Genomic DNA, 14,506 nt, shown 5'->3' with positions numbered 1-14,506 from the left:
GACCTGGGACACCCGATCGTGGAGCTAGTTTGTTGTGGCGCGCAACATATGGATTGTTCGAGCTACGGAGGAAACAATGCCGTCCCGCCTCCGCGTCAGAAGATCGCTTCGCACGACGCAAACCACAGTGCTCGCAGGCCTGCTTTTGGCCGGTTCGGTCGTGACGCCGATGGCGTCGGCCACGCCGGGGCCGGTGTACCGGAACCCGCATGCTTCGGTGTCCTCGCGGGTCGACGACCTGCTGAAACGGATGAGCCTCGACGACAAGATCGGCCAGATGACGCAGGCCGAACGAGGTGCGGTCACGCCTGATCAGGCCGCCGCCCTCCGGCTCGGTTCGCTGTTGTCCGGCGGTGGCTCCGTGCCCGCAAGCAACACGCCGAACGGCTGGGCCGACATGGTCGACTCGTATCAGAAGGCGGCGGTTTCGACGCCGCTCGGCATCCCCACGATCTACGGCGTCGACGCCGTGCACGGCCACAACAACGTCTACGGCGCCACGATCTTCCCGCACAACATCGGCCTCGGCGCCGCCAACAACCCGCGCCTGGTCGAGAAAATCGGCCGCGCGACCGCGTTGGAGGTCGCCGGAACCGGTCCGCAGTGGGACTTTTCGCCGTGCCTGTGCGTCGCCCGTGACGATCGCTGGGGCCGGACTTACGAATCCTTCGGCGAATCCCCGCGCGACGCCGTCGCGAACGCGTCGGCCATCACCGGTCTCCAGGGGCGCAGGCTCGGGGAGAAGCCGGGCTCGGTGCTCGCGACCGCGAAGCACTACGTCGGCGACGGGGGCACCACGAACGGCGTCGACCAGGGCAACACCGAGATCAGCGAACGCGAACTGCGCCAGATCCACCTGCCGCCGTTCCGCGAGGCGATCGACCGCGGCGTCGGCTCGGTGATGATCTCGTTCTCGAGCTTCCAAGGTGTGCGCATGCACGCCCAGAAGTACCTCATCACCGACGTCCTCAAGAAGGAACTGCGGTTCTCCGGCCTGGTGATCTCGGACTACAACGCGATCAACCAGATCGACGGGCAAGAAGGCTTCACGCCCGAAGAAGTGCGGCTTTCGGTCAACGCGGGCATCGACATGTTCATGGTCCCCTGGGACGCGCCGCAGTTCATCTCCTACCTCAAGGCCGAGGTGGAGGCGGGCCGCGTCTCGACCGCCCGGATCGACGACGCGAACCGCCGCATCCTGGCGGAGAAGTTCAAGCTCGGCCTGTTCGAGCACCCGTACACCGACCGGTCGCTCCAGAAGACCTTCGGCAGCAAGGAACATCGCGAACTGGCCCGGCAGGCCGTCCGCGAATCGCAGGTGCTGCTGAAGAACGACGGTGTGCTTCCGCTGGCGAAGAAGAACAACAAGATCTTCGTCGCGGGCAAGAACGCGAACGACATCGGCAATCAGGCGGGCGGCTGGACGCTGACCTGGCAAGGGCAGAGCGGCCCGGTCATCCCGGGCACGACCATCCTCGACGGGCTCAAGTCGGGGGCGGGGAAGGGAACCACGGTGACCTATGACCGTGCGGGTGACGGAATCGACAAGAGCTACCGCGTCGCGGTCGCAGTGGTGGGCGAAACGCCGTACGCCGAGGGGCAGGGAGACCGCCCGAACGGCCTCGGCCTCGACGCGGAAGACCTCGCCACGATCGCCAAGCTGAAGAGTTCCGGTGTCCCGGTCGTCGTGGTGACCGTGTCCGGCAGGCCGCTCGACATCGCCGCACAACTGCCGCAGTTCGACGGGCTCGTCGCCGCCTGGCTCCCGGGTAGCGAAGGCGCCGGTGTCGCCGATGTCCTTTACGGCGACTACAACCCGACCGGGAAACTGACGTTCAGCTGGCCGACCAGCGCGGCCCAGGAGCCGGTCAACGTCGGTGACGGCAAGAAGGCGCTGTTCCCGTACGGCTTCGGTCTGCGGTACCGGCAGTAGAGACGTCCGCCCTCCCGCGGATGAGATGAAAGGTCCTTTCCTTGCAAAATTTGCAAGGAAAGGACCTTTCATTGCGCTCTCCGGGGCCCACCCCCGACGCGTTCAGCCCTCTGTTGAGGGGGCAGGCGGATGTTGCGTGTCCGTGAAGGCCTCCTTCCCTGCGCTCAAGGTAGGGAAGGAGGCCTTCACGGAACTTCCTGACTTGAGGCTGTGGGTGAGGGCGGGCTGAGAGGGTCGTGAGTGGCGATTCGGGTTATTGAGGGGTAAGGCAAACCTGGCGTGATCGGCTCACTGACTGGCGGCAGGCGAGGAGCTCTCCGTTGAAGAGGGGGCGTCGCTTGACTGTCCACAAGGGACACCGTTCGGGGACTCGGTGTCAGATTGATGACGCTATGTGCGGTTCCGCGCGGGGGTCGTGAGTGGCGAATAGGGTTAGAACCCTCAATGCCACTCACGACCCCCGCGCGAAACCGCACAAACCGACCAAGTCGGGCAACCTTCTTCAGAAAAGCGTCCCTTGTGGACACTGGGGGGCGCGGCCCGGCTCGGCAATCAGCCCGGTCCCGCGCCGGGACACGCCACGGTTGACTTACCCCTCGAATAAACGCGCTGAACCGCGCCGCGCCGCCATCCGTGTCGATGATGTGATGACGCGTCGCTCCGGCTGGGCTCTCCTGGTGAGCCTGTCCCTCTGCCTCACCGGGTGTGCCATGACCGTCCGGGGAGCGGCACAGCCGGTGGACTCCACGCGGGTCGCCGGGCTCGAGATCACCGACGGGCCCAGTGGGCTCAAACCCGGCGTCGCCGCGCCCGTCCTCCCGGTCGACGGCGGGGACGGCGGTGAGATCGACAGGCTCGCGGCCGGCGCCGTCGCCGATGTCCAGGGGTACTGGCGTGAGCATCTGCCGTCGGTCTTCGGCCGCGAGTTCCGGCCGCTGGCCACCCTCGTTTCGTACGACTCGGCCGGGCGTGGCCGCGTGCTCTGCGGAGCCTCCACCGCCGGGCTGGTCAACGCGTTCTACTGCGCCGCGGGCGACGTCGTCGCGTGGGACCGCGGCGAACTCCTCCCGATGCTCAACGACTCCATCGGCCAGGCGGCGGTCATGGCCGTGCTCGCCCACGAGATCGGCCACGCCGTCCAGTTCCGGCTGGGTCTCCCGGCCGCCACCCCGTCGATCGTCAAGGAACAGCAGGCCGACTGCTACACCGGGGCGTACCTCCGCTGGGTCGCCGAGGGGAGGTCGCCGATGTTCCAGGTGTCGACCGGACGCGGGCTCAACGAGGTCCTCACCGCGCTGTTCCAGATCCGTGACTCCGCCGGGGTGGCCTTCGACGACGACGGCGCCCACGGCAACGCGTTCGACCGGGTTTCCGCGTTCCAGTTCGGCTTCACCGACGGGCCCGCGCGGTGCGCGAAGATCGACGAGCGGGAGATCGAAGGCCGCAGCACACAAGGCGGTTTCGGGTCGGCCGCGGCGAACGAGCGGGCGGCGGCGGAGAACGTCCGCCTCGACGACCCCGACGCCCTCGCGGACCTCACCGCCAGCCTCCGGCAGGCGTTCCGGCTCGCGGCGACGCCGCCGACACTCACCACCGGCGCCGCGTGCGGCGTGACGAAGGAGGACGCGCTCGCGTCGTACTGCTCGGAGTCCAACCAGATCAACCTCGACCTCGACGGTCTCGTGCGCATCGGCACTCCACCCCGTCGTGGGCGCCAAGGCGGCATCGGTGACTTCGCCGCGTTCGCCGAAGTCGCGTCGCGCTACACCCTCGCCGTCCAGCAGGAGGGCGGATTCCGGCTCGACGGACCGGTGGCCGCGCAACGCACGGCCTGCCTCACCGGCTTCTGGGCATCGACCATCGCGGACGGCGGGGCACTGACCCTGGCGCCGGGCGATCTCGACGAGGCCATCGCCGAGATGCTGACCCGGAACAGCCTGATCGCGGCGGACGTCCGGGGCCGGACGCTCCCGGCGGGCTTCGCCAGGGTCGCAGCCTTCCGAGACGGCTTCTCCTCCGGCACCCAAGACGTCTGCGGCAAGAAATACCGTTAGCGCGGGCGGCGGCGGGGTGGGGGCGGGGGGCTGAAGGGCGCTTTCCCCGCATGTGATGCGAGGAAAGCGCCCTTCACCGCATGCGATGCGGGTAAAGCGTCCTTCACCCCGGTCTTGAGATAAGTACCGGCGGAGTCGGCCTTCACGCGCAAAGCGTCAGGTCACACGAAGGCGCTTTGGCCGGTGATGGCCTTGCCGACGATCAGCGTGTTCATCTCCCGGGTGCCTTCGAACGAGTAGATCGCCTCGGCGTCGGTGAAGAACCGCATGATGTCGTTGTCCAGCACGATCCCGTTGCCGCCGAAGATCTCGCGACCCCAGGCGACGACCTCCCGCATCCGCGAGGTCACGAACGCCTTGGCGAGCGAAGAGTGCTCGTCCTTGAAGATCCCGGCGTCCTGCAGCCTCGCGAGCTGCACCAGCATGCCCCACGACGCGGTGATGTTGCCGAGGCTCTTCACCAGCAGGTCCTGCACCAGCTGGAACCGCGCGATCGGACGGCCGAACTGCTCGCGCTTCTTGGCGTAGTCCAGCGCGAGTTCGTAGGCGCCGATCATCACGCCCAGCGCCTGCCACGCCACGCCGCCGCGGGTCGCCCGCAGGATCTCCGCGACGTCGCGGAAGGAGTTGATGCCCTGCAGCCGGTTGGCCTCCGGCACCCGGACGTCGGTCAGCGTGATCTCCGCGTTCTCCACGATCCGGAACGCGAACTTGTTCTCGATCTTGACCGGCACGAATCCGGGGGAGTCCTTCTCGACCACGAAACCCTTGACGTGGTTGTCGTCGACGTCGCGGGCCCACACGATGACCAGGTCGGCGAAGGTCGCGTTGCCGATCCACTTCTTGGCACCGTTCAGGACCCAGGTGTCGCCGTCGCGCTTGGCGGTGGTCCGCATGCCGCCCGCGACGTCGGACCCACCGAGCGGTTCGGTCATCGCGAACGCGCCGATCTTGTCCATCGCCGCCATCGACGGGAGCCAGCGGTCGCGCTGCTCCTGGTCGCCGCCGGAGTAGATGCTGTACATCGCGAGTCCGTTGTGGACACCGAAGAACGTGGCCACGGAAGGATCCGTGCGGGTCATCTCCATCGCCATCATGCCGCTGAGCAGGTGGCTGGTGGCGGGCAGGTGTTCGCCGTAGCCTTCGTACGGCAGTCCGGCGAGGCCGAGTTCGCGGAACTTGCCGACGAGTTCGTGCGGGAACTCGCCCTTGGCCCAGTATTCGTTCACGAGCGGCTTGACCTCGGTGCGCATGAAGTCGCGTGCCTTGAGCAGCAGCTTGCGCTCCTCGTCCGGCAGCAGCGCTTCGTAGTCGTAGAAGTCGGCGGTCAGCTGGTCTTCGAGTGTGCTGGTCATCTCAGTTCTCCTCCTTGGTGGCACTGTCCAAAGCGGACAGCACCGCGAGCTGCTTGCGGTCGCGCGCCTCGGCGAGTTCCGAGTACGTGGAGGAGCCGTAAGCGGATTCCACGGCTTCGATGAGCCGTTCCTGTTCTTCCGGGTTCTGCGAGGGCCGGCCGAGGCCCGCCCACATCTTCTTCATCGACTTGCCGATGTGCTCGGCCATGTGCCGGTAGCCGCCGGGGCCGCCGCCCAGATGCGAGCCGAGGAACGGCCCGACGGTCGACCAGCGGATGCCGAGCGAGTTCGTCATCACGGTGTCCAATTCGGACGGTGACACGACGCCCTGTTCCACCAGGTAGATCGCTTCGCGGCTCAGCGCGTTCTGCAGCCGGTTGCCGACGAAGCCGGGGATCTCCTTGCGTTCCACCACCGGGGTGCGGCCGACGAACCGGTAGAACTCGACGGCGCGGTCCACCGACTCGGTGCTGGTGCGCTCACCGGGGACGACCTCGACCAGCGGGATCAGGTGCGGAGGGTTGAACGGGTGCCCGATCAGGACACGGGAGGCGTCGTCGAGGTCCGCCGCGAAGGCCGTCGAAGGGATCGCCGACGACGAGCTGAGCAGCAGCGCGTGTGACGGTGCCTCGCGGACCAGGGTCGCGAACAGCTCTTGTTTGAACTCGACGTTCTCGGGCCCGTTCTCCTGCACCACATCCGCGTGCCGGACGGCTTCCGCGACATCGGTGGCGAGGTGGACGCGAGGGGCGAGGTCGGCGACGTCCCGGCCGAGATGCGGGGCGAACGTCTCCAGTGCGTCGGCGACGGCGTCGGCGAGGTCCGGCCGCGGGTCCGAGACCCAGACCTCCATGTCGTGCGCGGCGAACAACGCCGTCCACGACAGGCCGATCGTGCCCGCGCCGATCACCGCGGCTGTCCGGAAAGTCATGACCGTGCTCCCTTCAGGTAGTCGAAGACCGGCTTGACCGGGGCGAGTGTCAGGTCGGTGAGGATGTGGCTCGCCGAAACGACCTCCAGCACCGGGAGATCGGCCAGCGGGGCCAGGACGTGCTGGAACAGCTGCAGCCGTGCGGGGCCGGTCCACGCTTCCTTGACCACCACGTCGGTGATCTCGGTGCGGACCAGTTCGAAGACCCGCGGCGAACCGTCGTAGTCCGGGATGATCTTGAGCATGAACGTCGGCACGGTGATCTGTGCTTCGGCCTCGCTGACGTCCAGCCGGTGGTGCTTGTAGCCCATGGTCGCGGTCGCGACCCGCTGGCTGCCGTAGTCGAGTGTCCCGACGAGCGCGCCGTCCTCGGCGAAGAGCTTCGGCGAACCGATGGTCTTCGGGTAGGCGCTGATCTCGCGGCCGGACGCGGTGGCCGGGAAGTTGTCGAGGTACATCGCGTGCAGGTACTCGCCACGCTCGCCTTCGAAACTCACCGGGATCGCCTGCCCGGACTCGGTGTAGGGCCCATATCCGCTGACGTCGCCCATCTTCATCACCTCGAACCGCACCAGTGGCTCGTCGATTTCCAAGGGCTCCGGGACGACGGCGCGCAGGGCGTCCGCGTCGGTGCGGTAGACGATGTTCAGGTACTCGCGGTCGGTGAACCGGGGCACCACCGGCGCGTACGCCGGATTCGTGAGCGGGGTCGTCACGTGCTGGAGAACTTCTTGTTGCTGCATCTCACTCACCAGTCCACTGTGGAGCGCGGCGCTCGGCGAAGGCCTGCATGCCCTCGCGGACGTCGGCCGACTTCATCAGCGCCGGCAGCTCCGCGCGCTGGGTGGCAAACGCTTGCGCGTCCGGGACGCCGTCGGCGGCGCGGACGATCTTCTTGACCAGTGCCAGCGCCAGCGGGGCGTTGGCGGCCACCTGTTCGGCGAGCTGCAGGGCGACCGCGGCGGCCTCGCCGCTGGGGACGACCCGGTTCGCCAGGCCCAGCCGTCCGGCGCGCTGGGCGCTGATCGGCTCGCCGGTGAGCAGGAACTCCATCGCCAGGTGGTGCGGGATCCGCTTCGGCAGCCGGATCACCCCGCCACCGGCGGCGATCAGCCCGCGCTTCACCTCGGGCAAGCCGAACTTCGCGTCTTCGGCGGCGACGATCAGGTCGCAGGCCAGCGCCAGTTCGAAGCCGCCGCCCATGGCCCAGCCTTCGACGGCCGCGATCAGGGGCTTCGACAGTTCGGTTTCGGTCAGCCCGCCGAAACCACGGCCGGGGATCTCGGGCGATTCGCCCTTCAGCGCCGCCTTGAGGTCCATTCCGGCACTGAACGAGCCGTCCGCGCCGGTCAGGACCCCGGCCCGCAGACCGGGATCGGTTTCCAGGAGGTCGAGTGCTTCGGCGAGCCCGGCCGCGACGGCGGCGTTGACCGCGTTGCGCGCTTGTGGCCGGTCGATCGTGATCAGCAGGGTGCCGCCGATCCGTTCGGTCCTTACTTCGTTGCTGCTCATGGTCTTTCCTCAGTTCACCGTGGTGAGTTCGCGCAGGACGTCTTCGGTGTCCTGGCCCGGCAGGGGAGCCAGGCGCCGGACGGAACCGGGGGTCCGGGAGAACTTCACCGGGATGCCGATGGTGCGGATCGAGCCCTCGCTCGGGTGCTCGACGACGTCGAGCAGGTGGCCGTCGCGGACGTATTCGTCGTCCTGCGCGGTGTCCAGTTCCAGCACCGGGGCCATCGGGATGCTGTGCTTCGCGCAGACCTCGGTCCACTCTTCGGTGGTCAGCGCCGGGGCGCACTCGGCGATCAGCTCGGCCAATGCCTCGTGGTCGGCGCCGTCGATCGCGTCACCGTTGACTCGCGGGTCCTCGGCCAGTTCCGGCCGCCCGGCGGCGTGGAAGAAGTCGCGGAAGTTCTGCGGGTTGTAGGGGATCACGCAGGCCATGCCGTCCTTGGTGTGCACGGCCTTGTGCCCGGGGTTCAACGACGGGCCGAAACCGGTCGAGCCCTCCGCAGGCTCGAACGAGTGCCCGGCCAGGTGCTCGACGAGGTTGAACGCGATCAGCGTGTCGGTCATCGGGATCTCGATCCGCTGGCCCTCGCCGGTCTTGTCGCGGTGCAGCAGCGCCGCGAGGACGGTGTAGGCGATGGTCAGGGAGGAGACCTTGTCGCCGATGATGGTCGGCAGGTAGACCGGCTTGCCCAGCGCGCGGTTCGCGACGTCGACCAGGCCGGAAGCGGCCTGCACGGTCTCGTCGTAGGCGGCGTTGCCCGCGCGGTCGGAGTCGCTGCGGAAGCCTTGGGCGTGGGCGTAGACGAGCCGGGGGTTCCGCGCGGCGACGTCGGCGTAATTCATGCCGAGCCTGCTCAGCGCACCCGGGCGCATGTTCGTGATCAGCACGTCGGCGGTGTCGATCAGCTTGAGCGCCTGCTCGCGCTGCTCCTCGTCCTTCAGGTTGAGGGCGACGCTGCGCTTGTTGCGGTTGACGTTCAGGTTGAGCGCCGTCATGCCCGGCGTCGTCCGGAACTTGCCCACCCGCACGGTGTCGGCGGGCGACTCGATCTTGATGACGTCGGCGCCGAGGTCGCCGAGGATCTGCGCCGCGTACGGGCCCATGACCACCGTCGAGAGGTCGATCACGCGAACGCCGTCCAGCGGGCCGGTGGCGGTGTGTGTCATTTTGCTTCCCTTCGCCGTTGTTCGCTCTACAACCGAAGTTAGGCGTGAATAGCGGTAAAGGGAATGATCAAGAAAAGAAGAATGGTATGACCGGAGTGGTCATACCATTCTTTTGTCCGGATTGCGGGTTATGTCGAAAGCGGTTCGGCGAAGATCTCGCGGACCCCGGCGACGAGTTCGGCGAGGTCGCCTTCCTCGGCGCGGTCCCGGCGCCACGCCAGGGCGGTCTCCAGCTGGGGCTGGAAATCCGCGAACGGCAGGATGGTGGCGCCGTCGACGAGGAACAGATGCATCGGGCTGGCCGGATCGAGCATCGTGATCGAAAACGACGATCCGTTCGCCACCAATTCGGAGATGCCCGAATATTCGGCGCCGTCGACCTTGAGCCTTTTCTTGATACCCGCGTTCGACAATTTGCGATCCATGTCCTCGGAATAGGCGGGAATGCTTTCCGATGCGGACGGAATGTAGGACAGGTCACTCAGTTCGGCGATGTTCACCGTTTCCCGTCCGGCGAACCGGCCGGCGGGCACGACCGCGCCGAGCCGCTCGACCTGCACCGGGATCATCTCCAGCGCGGGATCGGTCACCGGCATCCGGACCAGCGACAACGCGAGCTTTCCCTCGTGGACCGCGGCGACGAGATCGGGTGTCGTCCCGGGCCAGCGTTTGAGTTCGAACCGGTCGTGACAGCGTTCTTCGAGTTGTTTGACCCGTTCACGCAGGGCCGGGTGCACGCCACCGGGTATCCCGATGAACACGGTGCTCCGCCGCGGTTTCACCGCTTCCTGCAGCCGCCAGGGAATCGCGTTGACCTGTTCGAGGACGTCGCGGGCGATCGGCAGCAGCGCGGACCCCGCCGCGGTGAGCGTGACGTGATGCGTGCTGCGGTCGAACAGTTTGTGGCCGAGTTCGTGTTCGAGGTCCTTGATGCGCTGGCTCAGCGGGGAGGCGGCCATGTGCAGCTTTCTGGCCGCCTGGGAGAAGTTCAGTTCCTCGGCGACGGCCACGAAATACCGCAGGTGCAACATCTCCACGAGCTCACCCTAGCCGGAAAGCGACGGTGAACGCGGCTCCGCCCTCGGGTGCCGGACCGGCGGTCAGCGTCCCGCCCATACGCGTGACCAGGCCATGGGCCAGCGCGAGCCCGATCCCCGAACCGACCGGGCGGCGGTCGCGGTACCGCTTGTTCAGCACGCCGCGGTCGAACGCGACCGGATAGTCCTCCGGCGCCAGGCCCGGCCCGCCGTCGCGGACCGCCAGTCGCGCCTGGCCCGCGGTGGCCACCAGCGAGAACACGATCGGAGCACCCGCCGGGGTCACGCGCAGGGCGTTCTCGGCAAGCCCGTCCACGACCTGGCGAAGCCGCCGCGGATCGGCGATGACCGGGACCTCGCCGGATGGCCGCTCGACCAGCAGCGTGACGTCCTGCCGAGCGCACCGCAGCCGCCAGACGTCGGCGCATTCGTCGACCAGCGCGGCGAGATCGAGCCGTGCGGGATCGAGCCGGAACTCGTCGGCGCCGAGCCTCGCCAGCTCCAGCAGGTCGCTGACCAGGCGTTCCAGCCTGACAGCCTCGCGATGGATGGTCTGCCCGGCGTGCCGCGCGTCCTCGCCCTCGGCGACGCCGTCCCCGATGGCCTCGGCGAATCCGGTGACGGCCGTCAGCGGCGTCCGCAGCTCGTGCGACACCGAAAGCAGGAACTCGCGTTGCCGCGCCTCGCTGTACTGGAGCGCGTCGGCCAGCTCGTTGACCGACTTCGCCACGTCCGCGACCTCGGACGGCCCTTCCACCGGAACACGCAGGTCACGGCGTCCGGAGCGCATCCCGTTCGCCACCGACGCGGCCCGGCGCAGTGGCCGCGACAGCATCCGGCTCAGCACGAGACCCGCGATCGCGGCGACGGCCAGCCCGGCGCCGAGGGCGAGCACGATGTTCCGCACCAGCGGCCGTCCTTGGGCCTCGCCGGTCCTGGTGGACTGGACGAGCGCGAACGCGGCCCCTCTCGCGCCGACCGTGCGGACCTCGACGAGGTACTGCTGTCCATCGACGACCACCGTGTCCGAACCCGAGCGGGTGAGTCCCGCCTTGGCGGCGGCGCTCGCGGCGACCGTCCCGCCGCCGTCGAGTGTCCCGTTCGGACGGCGCACGACGACGTCGATCCCCTGGCCCCGCACGACTTCCGCGACCTTGCCCACGCCGAGCCGGTTGCCGATGCCGGTGTCGTCGAGCTGGCTCGCGACCACGTCGGCCTGCGCCGACAGCGATTGCCGGAGCACGTCGATCCCGGCCGTGCGGATCAGCCGGGCCGCGACCAGCCCGGCCACCACCACGGCGACCGTGGCGATCGCCAGGCACACCACGGTGATCCGCAGCGCGAGCGAGGTCCGCCTCATCCGGCGTCCGCCGCGTAGCCGATGCCCCGGACCGTCCTGATCGGACTGTGACCGCCCAGTTTCCCGCGCAGCTGGGCGATATGGACGTCGACGGTCCGTGTCCCCGCCGACGCGGCGTAACCCCAGACGGAACTGAGCAGCTGCTCGCGGCTGAACACCTGACCGGGCCGCCGCACCAGATGCGTGAGCAGGTCGAACTCCGTCGACGTCAGCGCTATCTCGGTGTCGGCGGCCCAGACGCGGCGCTGGGTGACGTCGACACGGACCTGCCCGGCCGCGTACGTCTCGGCGGGCGGCGCGGCCCCGGCGGCGCGGCGCAGCACCGTCCGGACCCTGGCGGAGAGTTCACGCGGGCTGAACGGTTTCGTCAGGTAGTCGTCCGCGCCGATCTCCAGCCCCAGCAGGCGGTCCAGTTCGTCGTCGCGGGCGGTGACGAACAGCACCGGCGTCCAGTCGCCGTCCGCGCGCAGCGTGCGGCAGATCTCGATACCGTCCATTCCGGACAGTCCGATGTCGAGCACGATCGCGACCGGCCGGAGCCGCCGGATCGTGGCGAGTGCCTGGCCGCCGTCCGCCTCGACCTGGACGCCGAACCCGTCCCGCCGCAGGTACAGCGAGGCGAGTTCGGCGATCGCGGGGTCGTCCTCGACGACCAGTACCAGCCCGCGTCCCGGTTGTGTCGTCACCGCCCGATCCTGTCACGGGGCCGGATCGCCGGCCATGTCCTGGTCGATCGCATCGAGGGTGCGCTGGACGTCGCTCAGTTCGCCCGGCGCCGGGCTCGAAGCCGGCTTCTCGTCGGTGCACGCGGCCGCGCCGAACAGCGCGAACGCGGCCAGCACCGGGATCAGGAGTCGTTTCACTTGCCCGCCTTGCAATGCGCGCCCGCGAAGGCGTCCAGCTTCTGCTTCGCCGCGGCGAGTTCGGGCAGCCGTCCGCTGCGTTTGTCGGCCCGCTTCTGGAGCCTGTCGGCCGTGTCGTTGTGTCCCTTCTTGCGCTGGTCCTCCGCCCTGGCCTTGAGATTCGCGACCGAGCCGCGGATCTCGGGTCCGCCGTTGATGCGGTCGGTGAGCTTCGCGGTGCGCTCGGTGAGCTTGGGCAGCCATTCGGCACAGAGCTGCTGGGACTCTTCGGGGCTCAGGGTGATCGGGTTCGTCTGGGCCGAGGCGGCCGGGGCGAGGGCGAGGAGGCCGGCGGCGGTGAGGCAGGCGGCGATGGTCTGTTTCAGCATGGGAAGAGCGTCGCGCGGGCGGATACGAGGAGTGTGGGGCCTGTGTTCGGGTTTTGTAAGCGAGCGGGCGCGTCAGCGTCCGTCTCGGGTTCTGACCCGAATCGCCACTCGCGACCGCGGGAGGCGCCGTGTCTGTCCCTGCCTGTCGGTCTATGTCCTGAGGTGCATGGTGTTGCGTCTGGGTTGGCCGGTGGGGTGAATTCGGGGAGTCCGTCTTGGGCGATCTGGACTTTCCATTCGCTGTGGTGGATGAGCCGGTGGTGCTTGGTGCAGAGCAGCACGAGATTGTCGATTTTGGTTTCGCCAGAAGATGATGTGGTGTGCGGTGCAGCGGGGTACCGGCATGTCGCAGCCGGGAAACGCGCAACCGTCGTCGCGGAGGGTCAACGCGTACTTCTGGGCCAGCGACACCGTCCGTTTCGACCGGCCGATGTCCAGCGGTTCGCCCGCGGTCCCGAGAACACCGGGCCGGACACGGGCATCACAGGCCAAGATCCGCGCATCGGTAGCACTGATCGGTCCGACCAGATCCAGATGCGCCTCACCGATGTCCCGGATCAAGTCCTCATACGACATGGTGACCAGAATGTGGGTGGCTTCCCCGGCCTGGCCGGGCAGGTTCCGGCTGGTGGTCTTGAGCCGCACGTAGTCGGTGAAGGCATCGCCGTAGCGTTCGTCCTGGGTACGGGAGTCCCGGACCCCGTCAATGGCCTTGTGGGGTTTCGCCATCGGATCCAGGTCGGACTTCAACCGCGCATACGTCTCCAGATCCAACCGGGCCTTGAGACCCAGGGTGCCGTCACGATGCTTGACGAACCGCAACTCCGGCCGCGTGTCCTTCGGATCCTCACTCCGGGGCTCTTTCCCGTCGGGATCGAGTGTGTCCAGCAGGCGTCGCCCGGCACGGGCGATCTGCCGCGGCCCCGCACACCGGGCCAAATCGACCAGGATCTTCTCCCCACCCCGCACCGCCTCCTCCGACACCGTGGAGGGGATGCGGGTGAGGGTGCGGATGATCGCATCGATCTGCGCACCCCCGATCGCACCCTCCGCCGCGGCTTCGGCGGTCAACGGCGCCAGCGGCGGCTCAGGATCTCCACCGATAGACGGCCCCGGATGCAACGCCAGGACCCGGTCGGCCCGGGCCCCGGCTTCCTGGTCCGTGACCTGGAAGTCTTCGAAGATCATCGCCGCCAGCGTGGAATGGCCGGAGCAGCCGCGGATACCGCGGGAATTGATTTCCGCGAGGATCGCGTACTGCTCCGCCTCCAACTGCCGCTTCAACACCTCGATTTCCTGCTTGCGGGCATGCAGCGTCGCAGTGTCGGCACGCCACCACTCGGAGCGCACCACCTGAGGACTGTTTTCGCTGGCCACGACCCCAAGTATACCAAAGGTCGAACAGGTGTTCTAGCTTGATTGGCGTAGTGTTCCGTCCGTGTGTCTTCTCCGAGTGGCGCGTTCAGAGGACTAGTACTGCAACGGCAGTTTGGTGAGTGGGTAGCCGCGTCGTTTGTAGTGGCTGAGGCGGGCTTGGTGTTGTCGTCGGCGGCGGAAGTGTGACCAGTGCCAGATGTGCTTGGCGGTGTCGGTGACACGCGGGATGAGTTTGGTGAGCAGGCGTCGGATCTCCGGTAGCGTGAATCCGATCATGCCTGGTTCGCCGACGCCGATTCCTCCTTTATGGCAAGGGATCGGGAGACGGCGAGCCAGGCGTGGGCGAGCATCGAGAGTGTGATGTGGGCATACCGCGCCCGCCAGGTCCGGGCCTGGTAGTGATCCAGCCCGGCCTCGTTTTGGCCTGCTGGAAGCATTCCTCGATCCGCCACCGGGTGCCGGCGATCCAGGCCAGGTCCAGCAGGCCCGAGCGGCGGGGTCCGTAGCAGACGTAGTAGGCGATCTCGGTCGGATCGGAGATCGAGCGCC

Annotated in this window: 13 protein-coding genes and 1 pseudogene; 2 read left to right on the top strand and 12 right to left on the bottom strand. The window is 68.0% G+C overall.

All coding sequences use genetic code 11. The annotated features are described in order from the left end of the window. Positions 1 to 127: 127 nt before the first annotated feature. Together ACZ5ZX_RS39245 and ACZ5ZX_RS39240 are read left to right on the top strand one after the other, a co-directional pair. Positions 128 to 1,933 (top strand): glycoside hydrolase family 3 protein, encoded by a 1,806-nt coding sequence (locus ACZ5ZX_RS39245; protein ID WP_465507065.1) that lies wholly within the window; start codon positions 128 to 130, stop codon positions 1,931 to 1,933. Positions 1,934 to 2,580: 647 nt separating this feature from the next. Then, positions 2,581 to 3,987: a neutral zinc metallopeptidase gene (locus ACZ5ZX_RS39240; RefSeq protein WP_465507064.1), complete on the top strand. Its 1,407-nt coding sequence runs from the start codon at positions 2,581 to 2,583 to the stop codon at positions 3,985 to 3,987. 161 nt (positions 3,988 to 4,148) lie between these two features. On the opposite strand, the gene ACZ5ZX_RS39235 is transcribed toward ACZ5ZX_RS39240, so the two are convergent. The 12 genes and pseudogenes from ACZ5ZX_RS39235 to ACZ5ZX_RS39180 all read right to left on the bottom strand — a co-directional run. After that, entirely contained in the window at positions 4,149 to 5,342 is a 1,194-nt protein-coding gene (locus ACZ5ZX_RS39235; RefSeq protein ID WP_465507063.1) for an acyl-CoA dehydrogenase family protein, read from the bottom strand. 1 nt (position 5,343) lies between these two features. After that, positions 5,344 to 6,273 carry a 3-hydroxyacyl-CoA dehydrogenase NAD-binding domain-containing protein gene (locus ACZ5ZX_RS39230; RefSeq protein ID WP_465507062.1) on the bottom strand — a complete coding sequence of 310 codons (930 nt, stop codon included), beginning with the start codon at positions 6,271 to 6,273 and terminating at the stop codon, positions 5,344 to 5,346. Then, positions 6,270 to 7,016 carry an acetoacetate decarboxylase gene (locus ACZ5ZX_RS39225; RefSeq protein ID WP_465507109.1) on the bottom strand — a complete coding sequence of 249 codons (747 nt, stop codon included), beginning with the start codon at positions 7,014 to 7,016 and terminating at the stop codon, positions 6,270 to 6,272. Before ACZ5ZX_RS39225 ends, ACZ5ZX_RS39230 begins: the two co-directional genes overlap by 4 nt. A 1-nt stretch (position 7,017) precedes the next feature. After that, the gene (locus ACZ5ZX_RS39220; protein WP_465507061.1) at positions 7,018 to 7,785 is read right to left on the bottom strand and encodes a crotonase/enoyl-CoA hydratase family protein; all 768 of its coding nucleotides are present in this window, start codon (positions 7,783 to 7,785) and stop codon (positions 7,018 to 7,020) included. A 9-nt stretch (positions 7,786 to 7,794) separates the two neighbouring features. Beyond that, a complete protein-coding gene (locus ACZ5ZX_RS39215; protein ID WP_465507060.1) occupies positions 7,795 to 8,952 on the bottom strand; it encodes a CaiB/BaiF CoA transferase family protein in 1,158 nt (385 codons plus the stop codon). 128 nt (positions 8,953 to 9,080) lie between these two features. After that, positions 9,081 to 9,989, bottom strand: a complete 909-nt coding sequence (locus ACZ5ZX_RS39210; RefSeq protein ID WP_465507059.1) for a LysR family transcriptional regulator — start codon at positions 9,987 to 9,989, stop codon at positions 9,081 to 9,083. A 4-nt stretch (positions 9,990 to 9,993) separates the two neighbouring features. Beyond that, a complete protein-coding gene (locus tag ACZ5ZX_RS39205; RefSeq protein ID WP_465507058.1) occupies positions 9,994 to 11,349 on the bottom strand; it encodes a sensor histidine kinase in 1,356 nt (451 codons plus the stop codon). After that, complete coding sequence (locus ACZ5ZX_RS39200; RefSeq protein WP_465507057.1) at positions 11,346 to 12,035, bottom strand: response regulator; 690 nt, start codon at positions 12,033 to 12,035, stop codon at positions 11,346 to 11,348. The genes ACZ5ZX_RS39205 and ACZ5ZX_RS39200 overlap by 4 nt, the downstream gene beginning before the upstream one ends. A 12-nt stretch (positions 12,036 to 12,047) precedes the next feature. Further along, positions 12,048 to 12,212, bottom strand: coding sequence for a hypothetical protein (locus ACZ5ZX_RS39195; protein WP_465507056.1), 165 nt, complete (start codon positions 12,210 to 12,212; stop codon positions 12,048 to 12,050). Then, positions 12,209 to 12,580 (bottom strand): hypothetical protein, encoded by a 372-nt coding sequence (locus ACZ5ZX_RS39190; RefSeq protein WP_465327323.1) that lies wholly within the window; start codon positions 12,578 to 12,580, stop codon positions 12,209 to 12,211. Before ACZ5ZX_RS39190 ends, ACZ5ZX_RS39195 begins: the two co-directional genes overlap by 4 nt. A gap of 150 nt (positions 12,581 to 12,730) precedes the next feature. Continuing rightward, positions 12,731 to 13,957, bottom strand: coding sequence for a DUF222 domain-containing protein (locus ACZ5ZX_RS39185; protein ID WP_465507055.1), 1,227 nt, complete (start codon positions 13,955 to 13,957; stop codon positions 12,731 to 12,733). A gap of 272 nt (positions 13,958 to 14,229) precedes the next feature. After that, positions 14,230 to 14,506 (bottom strand): annotated as a pseudogene (locus ACZ5ZX_RS39180) (IS701 family transposase); the annotation flags it as partial.

This window comes from Amycolatopsis sp. NPDC033938, from assembly GCF_055575975.1.
The sequence above is the reverse complement of the archived record's forward strand: the minus strand, read 5'-3'. Positions and strand labels throughout refer to the sequence as shown.

Excerpts from the sequence above, each read along its gene's own strand:
- ACZ5ZX_RS39240 (WP_465507064.1), top strand. The coding sequence starts at position 2,581 with ATGACGCGTCGCTCCGGCTGGGCTCTCCTGGTGAGCCTGTCCCTCTGC.
- ACZ5ZX_RS39235 (WP_465507063.1), bottom strand. The coding sequence starts at position 5,342 with ATGACCAGCACACTCGAAGACCAGCTGACCGCCGACTTCTACGACTAC.
- ACZ5ZX_RS39230 (WP_465507062.1), bottom strand. The coding sequence starts at position 6,273 with ATGACTTTCCGGACAGCCGCGGTGATCGGCGCGGGCACGATCGGCCTG.
- ACZ5ZX_RS39225 (WP_465507109.1), bottom strand. The coding sequence starts at position 7,016 with ATGCAGCAACAAGAAGTTCTCCAGCACGTGACGACCCCGCTCACGAAT.
- ACZ5ZX_RS39220 (WP_465507061.1), bottom strand. The coding sequence starts at position 7,785 with ATGAGCAGCAACGAAGTAAGGACCGAACGGATCGGCGGCACCCTGCTG.
- ACZ5ZX_RS39215 (WP_465507060.1), bottom strand. The coding sequence starts at position 8,952 with ATGACACACACCGCCACCGGCCCGCTGGACGGCGTTCGCGTGATCGAC.
- ACZ5ZX_RS39205 (WP_465507058.1), bottom strand. The coding sequence starts at position 11,349 with ATGAGGCGGACCTCGCTCGCGCTGCGGATCACCGTGGTGTGCCTGGCG.
- ACZ5ZX_RS39190 (WP_465327323.1), bottom strand. The coding sequence starts at position 12,580 with ATGCTGAAACAGACCATCGCCGCCTGCCTCACCGCCGCCGGCCTCCTC.